Source organism: Chryseobacterium sp. Bi04 (assembly GCF_918698085.1).
GTDB lineage: Bacteria > Bacteroidota > Bacteroidia > Flavobacteriales > Weeksellaceae > Chryseobacterium.
Window position 1 is genome coordinate 481561 of the sequence record NZ_CAKKLP010000001.1, and the last position, 19798, is coordinate 501358.

A 19798-nucleotide genomic window follows, 5' to 3' on the forward strand; every position below is an offset into this window, starting at 1 on the left:
TGTACTTTATACATTTTACTTTTTACAAATTTATTTTAAAGTATTTACGTTATTTAAATCTTCAAATGCTTTCACCAATCTTGTAGAGAATGTATCCTCACCTTTTCTTACCCAAACTCTTGGGTCGTAGAATTTTTTGTTAGGTTTTTCCTCTCCTTCAGGGTTTCCGATTTGAGCTCTTAAATAATCAATATTGTTTACCATATAATCTCTTACTCCTTCTGTATATGCAAACTGAAGGTCAGTATCGATATTCATTTTGATGACTCCATAGTCGATAGCTTCTCTGATTTCTTCTAAGGTAGATCCTGAGCCTCCGTGGAATACAAAGTTGATCGGCTTGGCAGCAGTTCCGAACTTTTCCTGAACATATTTCTGAGAATTGTCAAGGATTTTTGGAGTAAGAACTACGTTTCCTGGCTTGTAAACTCCGTGTACATTACCAAATGCAGCTGCAATAGTAAAGTTGTCAGAAATAGCTTTTAGTTTTTCATACGTATAGGCTACATCTTCCGGTTGAGTATATAATTTAGAATTATCAACGTCTGAATTGTCAACACCGTCTTCTTCTCCTCCTGTAACTCCTATTTCTACTTCAAGCGTCATTTTAAGTTTAGCCATTCTTTCGAAATATTCAGCTGAGATGTGAAGATTTTCTTCCAAAGATTCTTCAGAAAGGTCCAGCATGTGAGAAGAGTAAAGAGATTTTCCTGTCTGCTTGAAGAATTCTTCGTTAGCATCCATTAATCCGTCGATCCAAGGAAGTAATTTCTTAGCACAGTGGTCTGTGTGTAAAATTACCGTTGCTCCGTAAGCTTCTGCCAGCGTATGGATATGTTTTGCTCCTGCGATAGCTCCTAAGATGGCAGACTTTTGTCCGTCATTACTTAATCCTTTTCCTGCATTGAAAGCAGCTCCGCCATTTGAAAACTGGATAATTACAGGAGCATTTAATTTTGCTGCTGTTTCCATAGTAGCGTTTACGTTGCTTGATCCAATTACATTGACTGCAGGTAATGCAAATTTGTTTTCTTTAGCATACTGAAAAATATCAGTAACTAACTGACCTGTGGCAACTCCTGCCGGAAAAATTCTGCTCATGTTTTACTTTTTATTATAAATTTATTAGGTGTTTTTATTCCTGTAAAGGTAATCATTTTTAGGAAATGACTAATTTCTTTTGTCTCTTCCCCAAAGTAGCTTCTGGCGAATGGTTTCGTAGAAACTTAAATTATTCGGCTGTACCAGAAGAAGCTGAAAACTTGCCTTCCTGATGATGATTTCCTTATCTGTTTCAATGTGTATCAACCTGGAATCTAAGGAAAGAGAATACTGTGGTACACGGCTTTCCACTTTGAATTTTATTTCCACTTTATCATTCACTACTAAGGGTCTCACATTCAGGTTGTGAGGAGCAATTGGGGTAATGACAAAGTTTTCATTATTGGGAGAGATTATAGGGCCTCCGCAGCTTAATGAATAGGCAGTAGAGCCGGTGGGTGTTGAAATAATCACGCCATCTCCCCAAAATACATTCAGAAATTCATTATTGATGAATGAATCTACAGTAATCATTGATGTTGTTTCCTTTCTGGAAACGGTAACGTCATTGAGTGCATAAGGGAAAGAGTCTTTCAGCTTTGGAGAAACCACTTCTATCACAGAACGGCGGCTTGTTTTTACATCTCCTTTTAAGATAGAATCTAATTCTTTGAATGCTTCTTCTTTGGTGAAAAAAGCTAAAAATCCCAGTCTTCCGGTATTGACTCCTACGACAGGGATCTCAAGATCTTCGATAAAGGTTAAAGAATTAACAATGGTTCCGTCTCCACCAAAAGTGAAGAAAAGATCCACTTCTTTATCCACAAGATCCTGCTTATTGTTAAAAGTTTCGAAAATTTTCGAAAATTGAAGCGCTTCAGCCATTTCATCATACAGAACGGATTTTACACCTCTGCTTTCAAGCTCAGAGATAAACTTGCTTAAGTATAAAAAAGTATCAAGATCTTTTTTCTGAGAATATATAGCTGCCTTCATGTTATATTTCTATAAATTTTTGAAAAAAACCAAATCGGTCTTTAAACAGATCGGATTTCTCATCAGAATAATATTTCTCAACAATTCTGTAATCATACCGGTCAAAAGTAGAATCTATCGAGGCCAGGTTTTCATTACTGATCTTTATGGTGATGTGAATGACCTCATCAGACATAAAGCTTATAAATCCGCCATAAAATTTTGAGTTATTGCTTTCAATAATATTGGCGATCTCGGTCATTGAATATTTTCTGGCAGGAGTTTCTATGGTAAGAATAGCTCCGGTTTCTGAAAATAACGGATATCGGGAAAGGTCCTGAAAAACATCTTCACAGGTAATATACCCTAAATATTTTTCATTCTTATTGATTACAGGGATCACATTAGAGCTGAATGTATAAAACAGCCGGATGCTATCCATAACATTGCTGTCTTCCAGAATGGCAAACCGCTCAAGCTGGTGTTCAAGATCCTTCAGCGTGCCTCCATCTTCCTCATAAAGGAAGTCTTTGGCGATGGCCCCATAAAAATGGTGGGATTTTTTAATGAAAATATGGGAATATCCAAAGTCTTCCAACATATTCCTTGCTGACTCTATTGAGTCAGATAAGCTAAAACACGGAAAGTCTTTTGAGATATAGTCCTTGATAAACATTGTGCTAATTTATAAAAAATTAAATGAATCTTTTTCTGAAAACGCGACTTTTTTTGTGATCAGTCAAAAAAAATGACCTCAAAATTTGTTCGTGCCGAAAAAAAAAGTACCTTTGTCGCCTTTCATTTTTACTTTTTATTAGATTTATTTCAAACTGCACTGTCTATTAATGACATATGCAGTTTTTTTATTTTAGGGCTTTTGCAAATTCCCACATGACAATTCCCCCACATACACTTACATTAAGAGAGTGTTTTGTACCAAGCTGTGGAATTTCCAGAAAAACATCAATATTGGGTAATGCCTCATCACTTATTCCTTCTACTTCATTTCCTAAAATAAGGGCGTATTTTTTTGACCGGTCAATGGTAAAGTCTGTAATGATCTGACTGTTGGTAGTCTGTTCAATCCCTATAATTTCGTAATCTCTGCTTTTCAAATCAGCAATAGTGATATTAATATCCTTTTCATGTGCCCAGTCTACACTTTCTGTAGCTCCTAATGCCGCTTTATGGATCTCACGATGGGGTGGCTGAGGAGTGATTCCACAAAGAATTATTTTTTCAATCAGAAAAGCATCTGCTGTTCTGAAGGTTGCTCCTACATTATGCATGCTTCTGAGATTATCTAAAATGATAACCAATGGAATCTTTTCTACTTTTTTAAATGTTTCAACATCTATTCTGTTAAGCTCTTCCAGCTTTAGTTTCTGTACCAATTGTATTATTTTGTTGAGATTAATTTTCCGTCTCTGTAGACCTCTGTTTTTTCAATGCTTCCGTCTTCCCGGTAATAAATTCTGTTGCCATTGCGTTTATCATTGACTAATTCCGTTTCCCGTTCTAGTTTTCCGGAGGGATAATACGTTTTCCATTTCCCTTCAGCCAGTCCTTTTTCATGTTGCCCCACCTGTTTTATCGTTTTTCCGTCTTCGTGATAAAGGGTGCTCGCCCCATCCAGTTTCCCGAATTTATAATTGGAAACCTCATTTATTTTCCCATTGGGAAAGTAGAATGTAGCGGTAGAACTATCATCATAGATATTTTTTTCGCCGTTTCTGTAATATTCTTTAGAGGTAAGAATGCCATTTTTGTCGTAATACTCCCAGGTTTTATATTTATATCCTTTTTTATTTTCTCCCTTGGCCTTTACTTTACCATTGTCGTGGTAATAAACAGCGTCACCATCTATCTTTCCCTTTTTCCATTCTACCACATTTTTTACCTGTCCATTTTCGTAAAATTCTTTACAGCTTCCTTCCTGTAATCCGTCTTTATAGCCGCAGGGTTTCTGAGCTGAAAGAGCAGCAGATGCGGAGAAAAGTAATATAAAAAAGTATTTCATAGCTATTTTTATTTCAAAAATACTAAAATACTTATATTTGGTTCAAAAATATACTATGAAAAAATTACTTACTTTATTCATATTGATGCTGGGCTTTATTTATTTGCACGCTCAGAATACGTATTATCCCCAAGCTTTTTTTGATAAAAAACTTGCCAGAGATATGTTGGCATTTGGAAATTCTACCATTGAAGGAGTAGCTTCTACAAAGCAAAAAACGACGTTTGGCATTAAGCCCCTATTGGGAGAAAAGCATTATGCCAGACAAGGAACGGTGGTTATGCTTTTTCCGGTAACCCCTTATTTTGAGGAGTTTTATAATATGAGAAAGAAGTATGAAAATAAAAAAACTACCGTTTATATGTCCGAAGATGCTTTTAAATACAGAGTAGAAGCATTAACAGATGACCGGGGTAGATTTAAGTTTGAAAAACTGAAGCCAGGAAAGTATTATCTTGAAACAATTATCAATTTTACGGCAACGGCAAATTATCAGAAACAAACAGGCACAACAGATACTTACAATGGTATGGGAGGCTATATGTATTCTACTCCTATATACAATACATTTTTCTACGGATATTCTGCGGCTAACCGGGAAAGTAAGTTTGTTGAAATTAAAGCAGACGGTGAACTTAAAGAAATCAGCCTTTAAAAGGTTGATTTCTTATTTTCTACCCATAATCTGATGAACATTTTTTTCAATATTCTGTGCCAGCATCTCCATAGGAATGTCATTTTCATCATTATTAAAAGGATCTTCAATTTCTTCTGCAATAAGCTCTAAACTCATCAGGACATAATATACAAAGACCGTAAGGGGAATCATAAACAGCCCGATAGTAATGACATACGCAATGGGAAGGGCAAAGACATACAGAATAATAAATTTCTTAATAAAAGAGGAATATGAATAAGGGATAGGAGTATTTTTAATTCTTTCGCAGCCTCCGCATACATCCAAAAAGCCAGATAGCTGAGTATCCAGATAAACCATTTCAATCTCTGAAACTTTACCTTCTTTTTTTAATTGATTCAGTTTATGGCTTAAAAGGATAACAATTTCGCTTGGCCCATGGTTTTTTAATGATTGTTCAATCTCAGAATAATCCTCATCCAAAACCAGCCTTGTAGATTCTTTGGAAAGATGTTTTGCCAAAAAGTGAGGGAAAAATTTTAAATATCTTGCGATCTGCTCAGCATCCTGACGGCTGTCACCCAGAATTGTATTTATTTTTACCGCAAAATTTCTGGAATCATTCACCAGCTTTCCCCATAATTTTCTTCCTTCCCACCATCTGTCATACGCGGTATTGGTCCTAAAAACCAATAAGAGCGATAGCACAAACCCCAGTAAGGAGTGGATCATTCCTACATTACTGATCCCTGATTTTGAAGTCAGGTGAAAATATTCCACTTCTAAATATTGAATCCCCCAGGAATATAATCCTATAAGAATCATGCTTGGGAAAAGTATTTTTAAAGTGTCACTTTTGTGTAAGCTGAAAAGTATTTTAAGGAAATGTTTGGTATTATATGCTCTCATAAATTCGCGTATACTACAAATATAATTTTTTTTCAATTAGTGTTCACGTACGGGAAACCGTAAAATATATTCTGATAAAGCTCTTTATTTTGTTAAAAAAATAAAATGGGCTATTATAGAAAAGGGCATTTCAAAAAAAATGGAACATGGGTGAGTGGGCATTATGTAAATACTTTTGGCAGAAAAAAAGGCTCTGGAAGTCCTCAGGGCTGTGCTGTTATTATTTTTGGAGGAATAATTTCGGTGTTACTATATGTATTAAAATAAACGATTGTAATTCATTCTATCCTTTTTCTGGCAGGCTTATGTAATGGATAAATAGTGTCTCTAATCTTCTGTCTCTTTGTTATTTGTCATCTTTACTTTCTATAACGTTTCCGCAGGTTTCAAAAAATCACTATTTTTATTTCGCACAAAATATCAAAATAATGATCCTCGAAAACGTAGATGTAGTCAATGATATCAGTAAAGAAGATTTTCAAAAGAATTATTTTAAAAAACAAAAACCTCTTCTGATTAAAAATTTTGCCAGCCGATGGGAAGCTTTTGATCAGTGGAATCTGGACTATATCCGTAGAAAAGCCGGTGAGCAGGAAGTTCCGTTATATGATAATAAACCGGCTGATGCTGCTAAAAATTCAGATGCTCCGGTAACAAAGATGAAAATGAAGGATTATATTGATACCATAAAAACTAAGCCTTCAGATCTTCGCATTTTTTTTTATATCATTACAGACAGGCTTCCGGAACTGCTTAAGAATTTTACATATCCGGATTTGGGGATAAAGTTTTTTAAAAGACTTCCTACGCTTTTTTTTGGAGGAAGTGAGGCACATGTTTTAATGCATTATGATGTGGACCTGGGAGACTTTATGCATATTCATTTTGAAGGGAAGAAGAGGATTTTATTATTTGATCAGAAGCAGTCTGCCTTTTTATATAAAGTGCCGTTATCTGTTCATACTATCTATGATCTGGACTATGAGAATCCGGATTATGAAAAATTTCCGGCATTGAAATATGCGGAAGGATATGAAATTTTCATGGAACATGGTGATGCCCTTTTTATTCCGGGAGCATTCTGGCATTTCAACAGATATCTGGAGCCTGGCTTTTCATTATCCCTGAGGGCACTTCCCAATAAGCCAAAGGTTTTTGCCAATATGCTGTACCATGTTTTCATTATGAGATATACCGATAAACTTATGCGTAAACTTTTTAAGGCTGATTGGGTAAATTATAAACAAAAATGGGCGTATAAAAAAAGCTCTGAAGCCTTGGAAAAACATTTGAAAACTGAAAAGTAACCTATCGAAGTTTAGAATGTTTGGTTTTAACGCTAAGCTCGCAAGATTCTAATATATTAATTTTATAAGGGTTCGCAAAGGCGTTACACTCAGCTAAACCATTATAATACTTTGATAAGTGTAACGCCTTTGCTGACGAAAAAAATGCTGAAAATTAGTTTCTTTGTGATCCTTGCGTTTTATCTTATCTTTTACTTTAAATTCTGGTTATTTATTGATCAGTCCAAAAAGTTTCGCATCCACGAATTTTCCTTTTTCAAAGAAATAGTCTTTTAAAGTACCTTCTTCATTAAAGTTTAAGGAAGATAAAAGTTTTTCGGAAGAGATATTCTCCGGATCGATAAAAGCATCTACACGGTGTAATTGCATACTCTCCAACCCGAATGTTAAAATAGGAAGAATAGCTTCCTTCATATAGGATTGTCTCCAGAATATGGGATTCAGTTCATAGCCAATCTCTGCTCTGAAATGTTCCGGATACCAGTTGTGATAGCCACAGGTGCCTATTACCTTATTTTCAGATTTCAGTTCCAGCGCCCATCGGAATCCCTTTCCTTTTTCAAATTCACTGTTAAAGTGCCGGATAATGTTTACCGCATCTTCTTCTGTTTTGAATGCTTCCAGATCATAATATTTCATTACTTCCTCCAAAGAAAAATACTCAAAAAGGTCTTTTGAGTCTTCAGGGGTAAGTTGGCGCAGCAGAAGTCTTTCAGTTTCTAACACAGGAAATTCCATAGACTGTATTTTAAGGTGAAAATACAATTAATTCCTGATAGGGAAAAGTATATCAGAGATTAACCGATAAACAATTCTGTAACCATGGATTTATTTCTTTAAATTTGGGGCTCATTTTTTACTATGGCAAAATTGAAGAAGGAAACTCCGTTAATGACTCAATATAATACCATCAAGGCTAAATACCCTGATGCACTTTTACTTTTCAGAGTAGGGGATTTTTATGAAACTTTTGGGCAGGATGCCGTGAAAACCTCTCAGATTCTGGGAATTGTCCTTACAAAAAGAGCCAACGGGGACGGAAGCATAGAATTGGCGGGATTTCCCCATCATTCCGTAGACTCTTATTTACCCAAACTGGTAAGAGCAGGGATGAGAGTGGCAATTTGTGACCAGCTGGAAGATCCGAAAATGGTAAAAGGAATTGTAAAAAGAGGGGTAACGGAACTGGTTACTCCCGGAGTGACATTCAATGACCAGGTATTAAATTCAAAAAAGAACAATTTCCTGCTTTCTTTACACAAAGAGAAAGAGAAATATGGAATTGCGCTGGTAGATATTTCTACAGGAGAATTTTTGGTGAGTGAAGGGAATCTCGAGAAGCTTTTACATATCGTCAGTACCTTTGATCCCAGTGAAATTATATACCAGAGGAGTGTCCAGATTCCGGAACAGTTTAAAAATAAAAATGCTTTTAAACTTGAAGACTGGGCTTTCCAATATAATTTTGCCTATGAGAAATTGACGAACCATTTTAAAACGTCTTCTTTAAAGGGGTTTGGGGTAGAAAACCTGCCTTTAGCCATTACTGCAGCAGGGGCTATTTTTGCCTATCTGGTAGAAGATACCCATCATAACCTGCTTGCTCATATTACCAAACTTCAGGTTATTCCTCAGGAAGATTATCTGATGATGGATAATTTTACCTTAAGGAATCTGGAGATTGTGTATCCAAGCAATCCACAGGGGAAATCACTGTTGAATATTATAGATAAAACGTCTACTCCCATGGGAGGGAGGCTGTTGAGAAGGAGAATTATCCTTCCTTTAAAATCTGTGGATGAGATTATGAGAAGACTTTCCCTGATAGATTTCTTAAATGAAAATGACGGGTTGAAATATGAGATCTGCCAGCTATTAAAATCAATTTCTGACCTGGACAGGTTAATGGGAAAGCTGGCGGCTGAAAAAATCTCTCCGAAAGAGCTGGGCTACCTTCGTCAAAGTTTAATCAATATTCATACAATAAAAGGGCTCCTGCATCCACATGCCGATGTATTGGCCTGGCTGGAACCTCTGTATGACCTGGAAGAGCTGATTAAGTTTTTACAGAATAATCTTAATGAAGAACTTCCGGTAAGCATAGCCAAAGGAAATGTCATTAAAAATGATGTTTCTGAAGAGCTTGACAGATTGAGAGGTCTTCAAAACAAAGGCCGTGGATTCCTTGATGAAATGTGCCAGCGGGAAATAGAAAGAACAGGAATTACAAGTCTTAAAATTGATTTTAACAATGTTTTCGGATATTATATTGAAGTCAGAAATACCCATAAAGATAAAGTTCCCAATGACTGGTTAAGAAAACAAACCCTTGTGAATGCGGAGCGGTATATTACGGAAGAATTAAAAGAATATGAAAGCCAGATTCTGGGTGCTGAAGAGAAAATAAGTGTCCTGGAGAATGAGCTTTACAGAAATGTTTGTGCTGAAACAATGGTTTATATTGACCAGATTCAGGAGAATTCCAATATCATTGCTCAGCTTGATGTAGCTTCCGGGTTGTCGGAACTGGCTGTTTCTGAAAGTTATACAAAACCTGTTTTGAATGACGGATATGCTATTGACCTGCAGGAAGCTAGGCATCCGATTATTGAAAATGCACTTCCTTTAGGAGAAAAATATATTCCGAATGATATTTTCTTAGACAAAGATTCACAGCAGATCATTATGGTTACAGGGCCTAACATGGCCGGTAAATCGGCAATATTACGTCAGACGGCCATTGTATGTCTTTTGGCACAGATCGGAAGCTTTGTTCCTGCGAAACATGCTGAAATCGGGCTGTTGGATAAAATTTTTACCAGGGTAGGGGCTACAGATAATATTTCTGCGGGTGAATCCACTTTCATGGTAGAAATGAATGAAGCGGCTAATATCCTGAACAATATTTCCGAACGAAGCCTTATTCTTTTGGATGAGATCGGACGCGGAACATCTACTTATGATGGGGTTTCTATTGCCTGGGCTATAGCAGAATATCTTCATCAGCATCCTACACAGGCTAAAACCTTATTTGCAACCCATTATCATGAGCTGAATGAAATGACCGTGAATTTTGAAAGGGTGAAAAATTTCCACGTTTCTATTCAGGAAAATAAAGGAAATATTATTTTCTTAAGAAAACTGATTCCGGGTGGAAGTGAGCATAGTTTTGGTATCCACGTTGCAAAGCTGGCGGGAATGCCTGCAAAAGTAGTCAACAGAGCCAATGAAATACTGAAAACCCTTGAAGCAAGCAGAACTCAGGGCGGAGGAACATCTGAGAATATTAAAAGGGTAACAGAAGAAAATATGCAGCTTTCTTTCTTCCAGCTGGATGATCCTGTTTTGGAGAATATCCGTGAAGAACTGACGAAAATAGATATCAATACACTGACACCTATTGAAGCTTTAATGAAACTGAATTCTATAAAAAAAATGATTGGAGGGTAATCCAATCATTTTTTTAAATTTTATTGTCGTTAGCAGCAGTATCCATCTGCACCTCTAGGGCCAATAATTAAAAAATGGCTTACTCCTCTAAGTTTACATAGGCCTTCTGCACAAGCAGCGGCACCACCATTGATTTCTTTCAACTCATTCTTCGTGAGTTTTCTCTTTTGAATGTCTGAACTTTTCATAATGATTTGGATTAAAGTTATAGGTTTACATGTTCTTGTTTACGCTGAGATAATTAACAGCAAGGTCCGTCCTGAATGCCGTACACTCCAGACATTTCCTGTCCTGTATTCGGGTCAAAACAGCTCAATACCAATGGGCAGTGTGGTCTTGCTCCACTGATTTCTTTCATTTCTTTTTTTGAAAGTTTTCTTTTTTGAAGGGTTGATTTTTTCATGATAATTTTAATTTGGTTGTATGCTAATATACAAATTTTATCAATTAATTCTACTGATTGTGAGTAAAATAGCTATTCTTTGCAATAAAAAAGAGAGCCTAAGCTCTCCTGTATTATAAATGATTGTATTCATAAGTGGTGACTTCTGTATTGGTAACAGAGCTGCCCGTCTTATCATAATATTTCCGGGTATCTTTTATAGGATAGCCACTTGCATTGTAAACGTAAATGGAGCTGAATATGGTCCATTCGGTTCCTGTAGAAATAGAATATTGGATCACATTTTTGTAGTCTGTGACATTATGGGCTGATCCGTTTTCATCTTCCTGATCCATCAGTTTCAAATACCCTGTTACATTTTTGAAAGGAGCATTTTTTGTATCATAAACGATAGGTTGTAAGATGCCATTTCCTGTATCAAATCCCCCTGATGGGAGTGGGCTTGTCACAGTTTCTGTCCAGTTTTTAATTGAACCATCTGCATTTAATATTGCATTTCTGGTATATGCTTTTGTCACACTGGATCCACCTGTAGATAAAGTAACCACCATTTTTACATTATTGGGTGATGGATAAGTATATATGATTTCTGTAGTGGATGAAAGGTTAGTAGCTGTATGTACCGTTGCTTTTTTACTTAATCTGCTGCTGCCATCATAAGTGTAAGTCGTAGTATAGGTAGAATTGGATCCAGAGGTAACAGACTTCGTAATCAGATCTCCTGTATAGAAAAAGGTTGTAACAGTTCCGTCCGTGAGGTTTTTAGATTCAGATAATTTGGTTCCGTTATAGGTATAGGTAGATACATCTCCATCTGCTACCATCTTGGTGACCAGAACAGGGGTATTATTATTGTTATTGTTATTATTGCCGTTATTGAGCACTGCTTCAATATCATCATCACTGCTGGAGCATGAAGCCAAAAAGAAAATTGGCAGAAGTAAATAAGTTTTTTTCATTATCTTTTATTTAATGAGTGTAAAAATATCAAAAAAAAGAATCTGATCGTAAAAATAAAACATCAATTTGTGTGTAAAATAAAAAATAGAGAATTAAATATGTGTAGGCTGAGCAGAAGACTGATTTATAATATTTTATTACATTTGGATATGAAAAATTTAATAACAATAATAACTTTGTTTCTATTTGTTTCAATTTTCAAGGCCCAGCAAACGGAAGTGAAAGTAATGAAATATGAAGAGCTTGAAAAACGCATTCATCAGGAGGATTCCCGGTTTCTTATTGTTAATTTTTGGGCAACTACCTGTGCTCCCTGTGTAAAAGAGCTGCCTCATTTTATGGAAGTGAATAATCAGTATGCCGGTAATCCGAAATTTAAAATGATTCTGGTTTCATTAGACAGGTTGGTAGATAAAGAAAGGGTTTTAAAATTTATTAAAACTAAAAACATCACAGCCGAGGTTGTTTTGCTTGATGATATTAAAAGAATGAATACCTGGATTCCGAAATTTGAAAAAAACTGGGATGGAAATATTCCGGTTACTATTTTTTATAAAAATGGAGAAAAAGTGTATTTCAATGATGGAGAAATGGGTAAAGAAGAGCTTGAAAAAATAATTACAGAAAATCTACAATAAATAATTGAATATGAGAAATTTAAAAAATTTATTAGCAACATTCGCCATTGGTTTGGGACTGCTGAGTTTCACCACAATGAATGATAAGAATCATTCCTCTCAGCATGAAAAAGTAAACTCAAAAGGGTATGAAGTAGGAGACGAAGCCGCGGATTTTAAGCTGAAAAATATTGATGGCAAAATGGTCTCGTTAAGTGATTTTAAAAGTGCTAAAGGCTTCATTGTAGTTTTTACCTGCAACCATTGCCCCTATGCAAAGAAGTATGAAGACCGAATTGTAGAACTGGATAAAAAGTTTAAAAATCAGGGGTATCCGGTAATTGCCATTAATCCCAATGATCCTAATGTGCAGCCTGAAGACGGTTATCAGCAGATGATTGAAAGAGCCAAACAGAAAGGGTTTACCTTTCCTTATTTAGTGGATGAAGGTCAGAAAATTTATCCTCAGTACGGAGCAACAAAAACACCTCATGTTTTTGTACTGCAGAGAGAAAATGGAAAAAATATTGTAAAATATATTGGTGCCATCGACAATAATTATGATAACCCGAATGATGTATCTGAATATTATGTTCAGGATGCTGTCAACGCTTTACTCAAAGGAGAGCCGGTGAAAATGTCAAAAACTGTTGCTATCGGATGCACGATCAAAGTAAAGAAATAATATATTTGCCTAAAATTATGATCGGTGTTCATTGAATGCCGATTTTTTATGGCCTATATTTTATAATAATAAAGGCTGCATCCAGTATACATGATCCATATGAAATTTAAATTGAACCTGAAATATCTGTTTCTTAGTATTTTTATTTTCCTGACAGAAGTAGTAATTGCTACCGAACTGAAGAATGTCTTTTTTATTAGGGCCTATCTCGGTGATGTTATTGTAGTAATACTTCTTTATACCCTCGTAAAGAGTTTTATAAAGGTAAGCAATGACCGGAAGCTTATTCTCGGCATCCTGGCGTTTTCCTTTGTGATAGAATTTGCCCAATATTTCAATATTGCAGAAAAACTGGGTTTCAAACCCGGAAGCCTGATGTATATTGTGATCGGAAATTCTTTCTCATGGATTGACATTTTGTGCTACGCCGTAGGCTGTCTGTTTCTATATGTCCTTGTACAAATAAAGCCCTCAAAAAACTGAAGGCTTTCTATTGAGATTGATGCATTTATTTTACAGTCTTAAAAATCAGGGGCTGTCTCATTCTGATCCTCACTTTTTCACCGTCTTTTTCACCGGCAATCCATTTTGTATTGATTTTTTTGAGCGCTTTTAGGAACTCATCCCTTATGATTTCATTTTTGTAAGCTTCTATTTTTATATCAGACATGCTGCCATCCTTTTCTACAACAAACATTGCCGTAGCGGAAGCTTCTTTAATCCCCGATGCAAGTAAAGTCTGTGTTTGAAAGTTGCTTACAAATTCCTTTCGAAAAGCTTGTAATCCGCCTGGAAACTCAGGATTTTTATCTTTTGACTGAGCATGGGGAGAAGAAACAGAATTCGCCTTTGGACGTGTGCTAGTAAGTAGGTCCTGTTGTGCCTCGGCAGAAAATAAACCTAAAAACACAAGTGATAAAAGCAGATATTTTTTCATGAGTTTACTTTTATCTTCCAAAACTGTCATATTTATCTTCAGCATACTTGGTAAAGCGGTTTAATAAGGCAACATTTTCTTTTTCCATGGGAGAAAGTTCGTTATCTACATTACTGGAAACAGGGATATACCAGTCTGTTTGTTCAAAGAAGTTTCTATAGGTTTCCTTTTTGAAAGAATAACCGTGTCTGGCAAATACAGAATTTTTGATGATCTCAAGATCCAGTTTTCTTAAGTTTTTAAGATCCTTTTCTGTTAGTTTCTGCTTGGAAGCATTAAGCCTGAATATGGCTTCAGAGGCCACCCTGTTTTTAGAGGTTTTATAGCTTTCTGTTTTTCCGGTTTCCTCATCGGTGTACTTTTCTACAAAGTCTTTCGGATTAGACCAGTCTACCAGATTGGAATCTTTATCCAGCATGAAATTCGGGTTATAAACAAATTCTTTTTTTGCTAATTTCAGGGTTTTAACAGGTGCTTTTACGGCTGTTTTATTGAAAGCGTTCCATTTTCCGGTTAAGCTGTCGCCATTGAGCTTTACTTCAAACCGGCCATCAGTCTTATCATTTCCCGGCTCATCCAGGACAAATAATTTTGAAGCTTCATTAAAGACCCCTCTGAAAGGACGTTGGTTTCCACTTACAATGCTTTGCCCATAGACACTATCCTTTGTTATCTTGTTGATTTTTAAAGAAATCCTCTTATAAGATCCTCCTTCGTACTCGGAACCATCCGACTCGTCAATCATTTTCTCCATGCCGGCAAATTCACCGGTATAAATTCCATAGTATTCTTTATAGATCTCCGGGATTACCACAGAATCTTTTTTTGCAGTTAGAGAATCTTTTCCTGATTCACTGGTTTTTCCGTCCTTTTTACAGTTCATTAAAGAAACTGCCAATAAAGCGGTAAGGGTGTAATTTAAAATTTTCATATCTGTTTTTTGGTAATTAAATATTCAATCAAAAGGATATTGGGAATCCAGCCCAGCCATGCAATGATCTGATAGACATCCATAGGATTGGGATGGAATAAATATACAATAATAACTTTCCACATTCGTAGGGTAATCGCAGATAAAGTAAGGGCAAAACTCCGCCACATCCATTGCTTATGTTCTTTAAACTTTTTCTGTTTTGCAAACTGATAGGCTTTATACGTAGAAACCCACCAAAGACTCCCTAAAATAACGAAAGAGATTTTGGAAAGGTAGCCTCCGTTGGCAAAAAATCCCATGTAGATTCCAGAGGGTGCAGCCAGAATCAGGATTAAAAAAATATAGACTTTTCCAATATTCCTGTGAAAGTTTCTTATTCCGAAATCCTTTCTGAGAATAGCCAAAAATCCGGTAAACAGTAAAAAAATACTGGTATACACGTGGATGTAGAAAAAAACGAGATATTCCGGTCTGTCCTGAACTTCCGTCTGTTTGATCATCAGAAAGCTTACATTTGGATTGAAAGGAATATATTCAAGAGTGATTTTCAGCATCAGCCAAAAGAAATATCCGAATCCTAAAATCAAAAGGATCTTGAAGAGTTTTGAACTGTTTTTTTTGGCAGAAAGCATATTTTTTAATCAAGGCTTACTGATACTTGTGTGGTATACCAATACTCAACCGGTTTATTCTTATAAGTGGCAGGTTTCCACTTTCTGCTGATAGTACTGATGGCCCGTACCACTTCTTTATTAAGACCTTCATGATCTCCAGTTGCGTTCACAGAGCTGATCTCTCCTTTGGAATCAATTAAAAATATAGCTTCTGACTTTACTGTTCCGGTTAGTGATGATAAAGCTTTAAAATTCAATTTATTCATAACAAGACTTCTGAACGAGGCGATCCCTCCGGGAAATTCAGGTTGCGTATCTGCTTTGTTGGTGTAAGTTTTTGTAGAAGTCTGTTCGTGCTGTATTTGAGAAAAACATAAACCAAATGCCAGCAATACAACTAATATTGATAACTTTTTCATAATTCTAAGGTATTTAAGTCCTGTGCGATCAGCCAGCTTTCACTCCAGCATGCCTGAAAATTAAAACCTCCGGTAACCGCATCTATATTGAGAACCTCTCCGGCAATATAAAAATTGGGAAGGATTTTTGAGGACATATTTTTAAAGTTAATTTCCTTTAAATCAACACCTCCTGCGGTCACGAACTCATCTTTAAACGTAGATTTTCCTGTAACCTTCAGCTTTTTTTTGCAAAGGTTTTCAAGGATTTTCTGCATTTCTTTTCCAGAAATATTAGAGACTTGTTTATTAAGATCAACTTTTGAAACATCCAGTACTTTTTGCCAGAACCTGTTGGTAACTTCAAAGATCTTTGCCTGCCCAATCGTCTTTTTCGGATTGGATTGTTTAAAATTCTGGAAACTTTCTTCCGCTTCATCCATAGATCTTGAAATAAAATTCACTTCGATCTCAAAATGATACTTTGATTTGGCCAGACTTATGGCTTCCCACGCAGAAATTTTTAAAACGGCAGGTCCCGAAAGGCCCCAATGTGTAATAAGGAGAGGTCCGCTTTCCTCTGTTTTTAATGCAGGAATCGAAATCTCTGCATTTTCAAAACTGGTCCCGGGAATATCCTGTAAAAGCTCATCTTTACTATTGAATGTAAAAAGGGATGGAACAAGATCAACAATTTTATGACCCAGATTTTCAATGATCTTTAATGATTTTGGAGAGCTTCCGGTAGCATAAACAATATAATCTGCTTCAAAATCTCCTGAACTGGTTTTTACAATATACTTTTCCTCTGTCTTCTCAATCTCTTTTACCACACATTTTGTCTTCACAGAGACATTTTTCTTTTGGGTTTCGTTCAAAAAAGTATTGATAATGGTCTGCGAAGAATTGCTTTCAGGAAAAGTTCTGTTGTCGTTTTCAATTTTCAGGGGAACGTTACGCTGCTCGAACCATTCCATGGTATCACCCGGCTGAAATTTGGTAAAAACGCTTAATAATTCTTTATTTCCACGGGGATAAAACTGTACCAGCTCTCTCGGATCAAAACAGGCATGAGTCACATTACAGCGTCCGCCTCCGGATATTTTCACTTTCTGAAGGACATCCGAGTTCTGTTCAAGAATGGTAATATTATATTTCTTTTCGTCAAGGTTCGATGCACAGAAAAAGCCTGCGGCACCGCCTCCGATAATAATGATCTGTTTCATGTATATGCAATCCTATGCTGAAGATTATTTTTCCAAAAGTACAATTTTTATAAACCATCTTATTTGAGTATTTTTGGAGAATATAATTTTATGATCTTAAAAACGATTTTCAAATGATATTTTACCATAAATTCGAAGTACGATGGAGTGATCTTGATGCCAACAAGCATTTAGCCAACTCATCATACGTACAATACTGTGCTCAGGCCAGAATGGCCTTTATGACCAAAGAGAAAATGGGAGTTACCCAACTGAGCAGATGGGGAATAGGCCCGGTGATCCTGCACGAAAGATATTCTTTTTTTAAAGAAATCTATGCAGATCAGACGGTTATCGTAAGTCTGGAAATAGATGGATGTTCAGAGGATTCCTCTATTTACCGCTTTGTACATAAATTCTATACTCCCGATGGTGCCCATTGTGCAACCTCTGAAGCAACAGGGGTATGGATTGATATGATGCTGAGAAAAATGACCACTCCACCGGATGACGTGATGGAGGCCATGAATAAATATAAAACCCCGGAAACAGTAGTGCTGTCAAAAGAGGATTTCAAAAAATTCCCTTTTCACCCACATAATATTGATCCGGCGGAATTTAATCAATAATCAAAGTTCAGCGTTTAATGTCGTTAAAATATGACTTCATTGAACTTGGTACAAAAAAGAAATTTTATGTTTGAAGATAAATCACAGGAGCTGACTCCCATTTCAAAATTAGGCGAGTTTGGTCTTATTAAACATCTGACAGAGTATTTTCCACTATCCAATGAATCTTCGGAACTTGGGGTAGGAGATGATGCGGCAGTTATTAATCCTGAAAATAAAAAAGTAGTTCTTACAACAGACGTTCTGGCGGAAGGAGTGCATTTTAATTTGGGATATGTTCCATTAAAGCACTTAGGATATAAAGCCGTTGTGGTAAACCTGAGCGATATTGCAGCTATGAACGCTGTTCCTACTCAGATTCTTGTATCCCTTGCTGTTTCCAACCGTTTTCCGGTGGAGGCTCTGGAAGAAATTTATGCTGGAATTCAGGCAGCTTGTGCAAGATATAAAGTCGATTTGATTGGAGGCGATACCACGAGCTCCAACTCAGGGCTGGTCATGAGTATTACTGCTGTAGGGATCGAAAATGGAGAGAATATTGTCAAAAGAAGTGGTGCAAAACCGAATGACCTTCTTGTGGTGACAGGTGATTTAGGAGGTGCTTATATGGGGTTACAGATTCTGGAAAGAGAACATGCTGTTTTTCTTGCTGATCCTAATATGCAGCCGGAGATGGAAGGCTATGATTATATCCTAGAAAGACAGCTTAAACCTGAAGCAAGAACAGATGTGAAAGCTATTTTGGAACAACTGGATATTAAACCAACTTCCATGATTGATATTTCAGACGGTCTGGCTTCTGAGATCCTGCATCTTTCAGATCAGTCAAAAGTAGGATTCAGACTCTATGAAGAAAAAGTACCTATGGATAATCTTACCATTACTACGGCTGATGAAATGAATTTAAACCCTGTAATGACGGCATTAAGCGGAGGTGAAGATTATGAATTGCTGTTTACAATTTCTCCTAATGACTTTGATAAAATCAAAAATCATCCGGATTTTACGATTATAGGACATGCTGTGGAAAAAGAAGACGGAAACTTTATGGTAGCAAGAGGATCCAACCAATTGGTGGCCCTTACAGCTCAGGGCTGGGATGCTTTTTTAGGCAGCCAGCAGAACGGATAAAATTTATTTAATTGTAAATATTGTAGGAGACCGCAGCTTTTTCGCTGTGGTTTCCGTTTATATACTCATTGTTTTTGCTATGAACTCATCAGAAAAAAATATCCCCGTTCATCATCTGACTTCTGAAGAATTTCAGCTGAGTACCCTGCAGACAGGACATCCTGAAAATTTTAATGATATCCACCGGCATAATTTTTTTGAAATCATATGGTTTAATAAGGTTCCGGAAAACAGCCGTCTGGAATTGGACTTTGAAAGCCACCTTCTTTGTAACGGACAGATCTGTATTATTGCTCCGGGGCAGGTGTTTAATATGAAGTTGCAAGGTGAAAAAGGATACGTTCTTGCGGTGACAAGAGAAATATTTAAAGAAGCCTGCGCTATAGAATCTATACTGACTGGGGGAACGGCTCCTTTTTCTTTAGATATTCAGAACGAAAAGGCCTGTAATGCCATTATATCACTTATGGAACAGGAGTATAAAAGAGCTTCACGAATTGAACTGCTTAAAACGTATTTGAAAGCATTCTGCATTATCATTGCAGACCAGATCAATTTACAGGATCCTTTAATGAAAGACAGACAGCGGATCCAAAAACTTATCAATCTGATAGAAGAGCATTATACCGTTCACAGGGATACCGCTTTCTATGCAGATAAAATAAAAATCAGTTCCCATCACCTTAATGATATTGTACGGTTATCGAGAGCAACTACGATCAAGAAAATGGTTGCCCAGCGGCTTCTTCTGGAAGCAAAAAGAGAATTGAGTTTCGGAGCTTTAACGGTTAAAGAAATTGCGTTTAAGCTGGGATTCAGTGATGCTTCCTATTTCTCACGATTTTTTAAAAAGCATACGGGTGATAATCCTGATAGCTTCAGGTCCGGAAAAGTCTAATCTTCAGAATGTTACTTTTTAATTGCTTAAAAATAGCTCTAAAACACA

Annotated in this window: 23 protein-coding genes; 9 read left to right on the forward strand and 14 right to left on the reverse strand. The window is 36.4% G+C overall.

The genetic code is table 11. The features are described from left to right. Positions 1 to 30: 30 nt before the first annotated feature. The 5 genes from fbaA to LQV47_RS02115 form a co-directional block, all read right to left on the reverse strand. Entirely contained in the window at positions 31 to 1101 is a 1071-nt protein-coding gene (gene fbaA / locus LQV47_RS02095; protein ID WP_209800764.1) for a class II fructose-bisphosphate aldolase, read from the reverse strand. A gap of 69 nt (positions 1102 to 1170) precedes the next feature. Beyond that, positions 1171 to 2037 (reverse strand): NAD kinase, encoded by an 867-nt coding sequence (locus tag LQV47_RS02100; protein ID WP_230033290.1) that lies wholly within the window; start codon positions 2035 to 2037, stop codon positions 1171 to 1173. 1 nt (position 2038) lies between these two features. Further along, positions 2039 to 2692 (reverse strand): CBS domain-containing protein, encoded by a 654-nt coding sequence (locus tag LQV47_RS02105; protein ID WP_115919380.1) that lies wholly within the window; start codon positions 2690 to 2692, stop codon positions 2039 to 2041. A 187-nt stretch (positions 2693 to 2879) separates the two neighbouring features. Beyond that, complete coding sequence (locus LQV47_RS02110; RefSeq protein ID WP_230033292.1) at positions 2880 to 3410, reverse strand: RNA methyltransferase; 531 nt, start codon at positions 3408 to 3410, stop codon at positions 2880 to 2882. Between the two features lie 5 nt (positions 3411 to 3415). After that, positions 3416 to 4036 (reverse strand): toxin-antitoxin system YwqK family antitoxin, encoded by a 621-nt coding sequence (locus LQV47_RS02115; protein WP_230033294.1) that lies wholly within the window; start codon positions 4034 to 4036, stop codon positions 3416 to 3418. Between the two features lie 55 nt (positions 4037 to 4091). On the opposite strand from LQV47_RS02115, the gene LQV47_RS02120 reads away from it, so the two are divergent. Further along, positions 4092 to 4691, forward strand: coding sequence for a hypothetical protein (locus tag LQV47_RS02120; protein ID WP_230033296.1), 600 nt, complete (start codon positions 4092 to 4094; stop codon positions 4689 to 4691). Between the two features lie 12 nt (positions 4692 to 4703). Here the strand turns inward: LQV47_RS02120 and LQV47_RS02125 are convergent, their stop codons facing one another. Then, a complete protein-coding gene (locus tag LQV47_RS02125) occupies positions 4704 to 5582 on the reverse strand; it encodes a bestrophin family ion channel (protein ID WP_230033298.1) in 879 nt (292 codons plus the stop codon). A gap of 428 nt (positions 5583 to 6010) precedes the next feature. Here LQV47_RS02125 and LQV47_RS02130 point away from each other — a divergent pair, with 428 nt between their 5' ends. Beyond that, positions 6011 to 6889 carry a cupin-like domain-containing protein gene (locus LQV47_RS02130; protein WP_230033300.1) on the forward strand — a complete coding sequence of 293 codons (879 nt, stop codon included), beginning with the start codon at positions 6011 to 6013 and terminating at the stop codon, positions 6887 to 6889. A 207-nt stretch (positions 6890 to 7096) separates the two neighbouring features. Here the strand turns inward: LQV47_RS02130 and LQV47_RS02135 are convergent, their stop codons facing one another. Further along, positions 7097 to 7627 carry a GNAT family protein gene (locus LQV47_RS02135; protein WP_230033302.1) on the reverse strand — a complete coding sequence of 177 codons (531 nt, stop codon included), beginning with the start codon at positions 7625 to 7627 and terminating at the stop codon, positions 7097 to 7099. 123 nt (positions 7628 to 7750) lie between these two features. Here LQV47_RS02135 and mutS point away from each other — a divergent pair, with 123 nt between their 5' ends. Further along, the gene (gene mutS, locus LQV47_RS02140) at positions 7751 to 10339 is read left to right on the forward strand and encodes a DNA mismatch repair protein MutS (protein WP_230033304.1); all 2589 of its coding nucleotides are present in this window, start codon (positions 7751 to 7753) and stop codon (positions 10337 to 10339) included. 241 nt (positions 10340 to 10580) lie between these two features. Here the strand turns inward: mutS and LQV47_RS02145 are convergent, their stop codons facing one another. Then, the gene (locus tag LQV47_RS02145) at positions 10581 to 10742 is read right to left on the reverse strand and encodes a hypothetical protein (RefSeq protein WP_209800755.1); all 162 of its coding nucleotides are present in this window, start codon (positions 10740 to 10742) and stop codon (positions 10581 to 10583) included. Between the two features lie 113 nt (positions 10743 to 10855). Beyond that, on the reverse strand, positions 10856 to 11701 hold the full coding sequence (locus tag LQV47_RS02150) for a hypothetical protein (protein ID WP_230033306.1): 846 nt from the start codon (positions 11699 to 11701) through the stop codon (positions 10856 to 10858). Positions 11702 to 11851: 150 nt separating this feature from the next. Between LQV47_RS02150 and LQV47_RS02155 the strand changes: the two genes are divergently transcribed. From LQV47_RS02155 to LQV47_RS02165, 3 genes are all read left to right on the forward strand, one after another. After that, entirely contained in the window at positions 11852 to 12340 is a 489-nt protein-coding gene (locus LQV47_RS02155; RefSeq protein WP_230033314.1) for a TlpA disulfide reductase family protein, read from the forward strand. Between the two features lie 10 nt (positions 12341 to 12350). After that, on the forward strand, positions 12351 to 13004 hold the full coding sequence (locus LQV47_RS02160; protein WP_230033316.1) for a thioredoxin family protein: 654 nt from the start codon (positions 12351 to 12353) through the stop codon (positions 13002 to 13004). A gap of 99 nt (positions 13005 to 13103) precedes the next feature. Then, a complete protein-coding gene (locus LQV47_RS02165) occupies positions 13104 to 13487 on the forward strand; it encodes a DUF2809 domain-containing protein (protein ID WP_230033318.1) in 384 nt (127 codons plus the stop codon). 25 nt (positions 13488 to 13512) lie between these two features. On the opposite strand, the gene LQV47_RS02170 is transcribed toward LQV47_RS02165, so the two are convergent. From LQV47_RS02170 to LQV47_RS02190, 5 genes are read right to left on the reverse strand one after another with little or no spacing between them, the layout of a single operon-like run. Beyond that, complete coding sequence (locus tag LQV47_RS02170) at positions 13513 to 13941, reverse strand: hypothetical protein (RefSeq protein WP_230033320.1); 429 nt, start codon at positions 13939 to 13941, stop codon at positions 13513 to 13515. A 10-nt stretch (positions 13942 to 13951) separates the two neighbouring features. Next, positions 13952 to 14872: a YARHG domain-containing protein gene (locus LQV47_RS02175; RefSeq protein WP_230033322.1), complete on the reverse strand. Its 921-nt coding sequence runs from the start codon at positions 14870 to 14872 to the stop codon at positions 13952 to 13954. Beyond that, positions 14869 to 15507, reverse strand: coding sequence for a DUF2306 domain-containing protein (locus LQV47_RS02180; RefSeq protein WP_230033324.1), 639 nt, complete (start codon positions 15505 to 15507; stop codon positions 14869 to 14871). The genes LQV47_RS02175 and LQV47_RS02180 overlap by 4 nt, the downstream gene beginning before the upstream one ends. A gap of 5 nt (positions 15508 to 15512) precedes the next feature. After that, entirely contained in the window at positions 15513 to 15908 is a 396-nt protein-coding gene (locus tag LQV47_RS02185; RefSeq protein WP_230033325.1) for an energy transducer TonB, read from the reverse strand. Beyond that, positions 15905 to 17113, reverse strand: coding sequence for an NAD(P)/FAD-dependent oxidoreductase (locus LQV47_RS02190; RefSeq protein ID WP_230033327.1), 1209 nt, complete (start codon positions 17111 to 17113; stop codon positions 15905 to 15907). Before LQV47_RS02190 ends, LQV47_RS02185 begins: the two co-directional genes overlap by 4 nt. Before the next feature lie 113 nt (positions 17114 to 17226). Here LQV47_RS02190 and LQV47_RS02195 point away from each other — a divergent pair, with 113 nt between their 5' ends. The 3 genes from LQV47_RS02195 to LQV47_RS02205 all read left to right on the forward strand — a co-directional run bounded on the left by LQV47_RS02195 (position 17227) and on the right by LQV47_RS02205 (position 19750). Then, positions 17227 to 17721, forward strand: coding sequence for a thioesterase family protein (locus tag LQV47_RS02195; RefSeq protein WP_230033329.1), 495 nt, complete (start codon positions 17227 to 17229; stop codon positions 17719 to 17721). A gap of 66 nt (positions 17722 to 17787) precedes the next feature. Continuing rightward, positions 17788 to 18852: a thiamine-phosphate kinase gene (thiL, locus tag LQV47_RS02200; RefSeq protein WP_230033331.1), complete on the forward strand. Its 1065-nt coding sequence runs from the start codon at positions 17788 to 17790 to the stop codon at positions 18850 to 18852. Positions 18853 to 18931: 79 nt separating this feature from the next. Next, the gene (locus tag LQV47_RS02205; RefSeq protein ID WP_230033333.1) at positions 18932 to 19750 is read left to right on the forward strand and encodes a helix-turn-helix domain-containing protein; all 819 of its coding nucleotides are present in this window, start codon (positions 18932 to 18934) and stop codon (positions 19748 to 19750) included. Positions 19751 to 19798 lie beyond the last annotated feature (48 nt).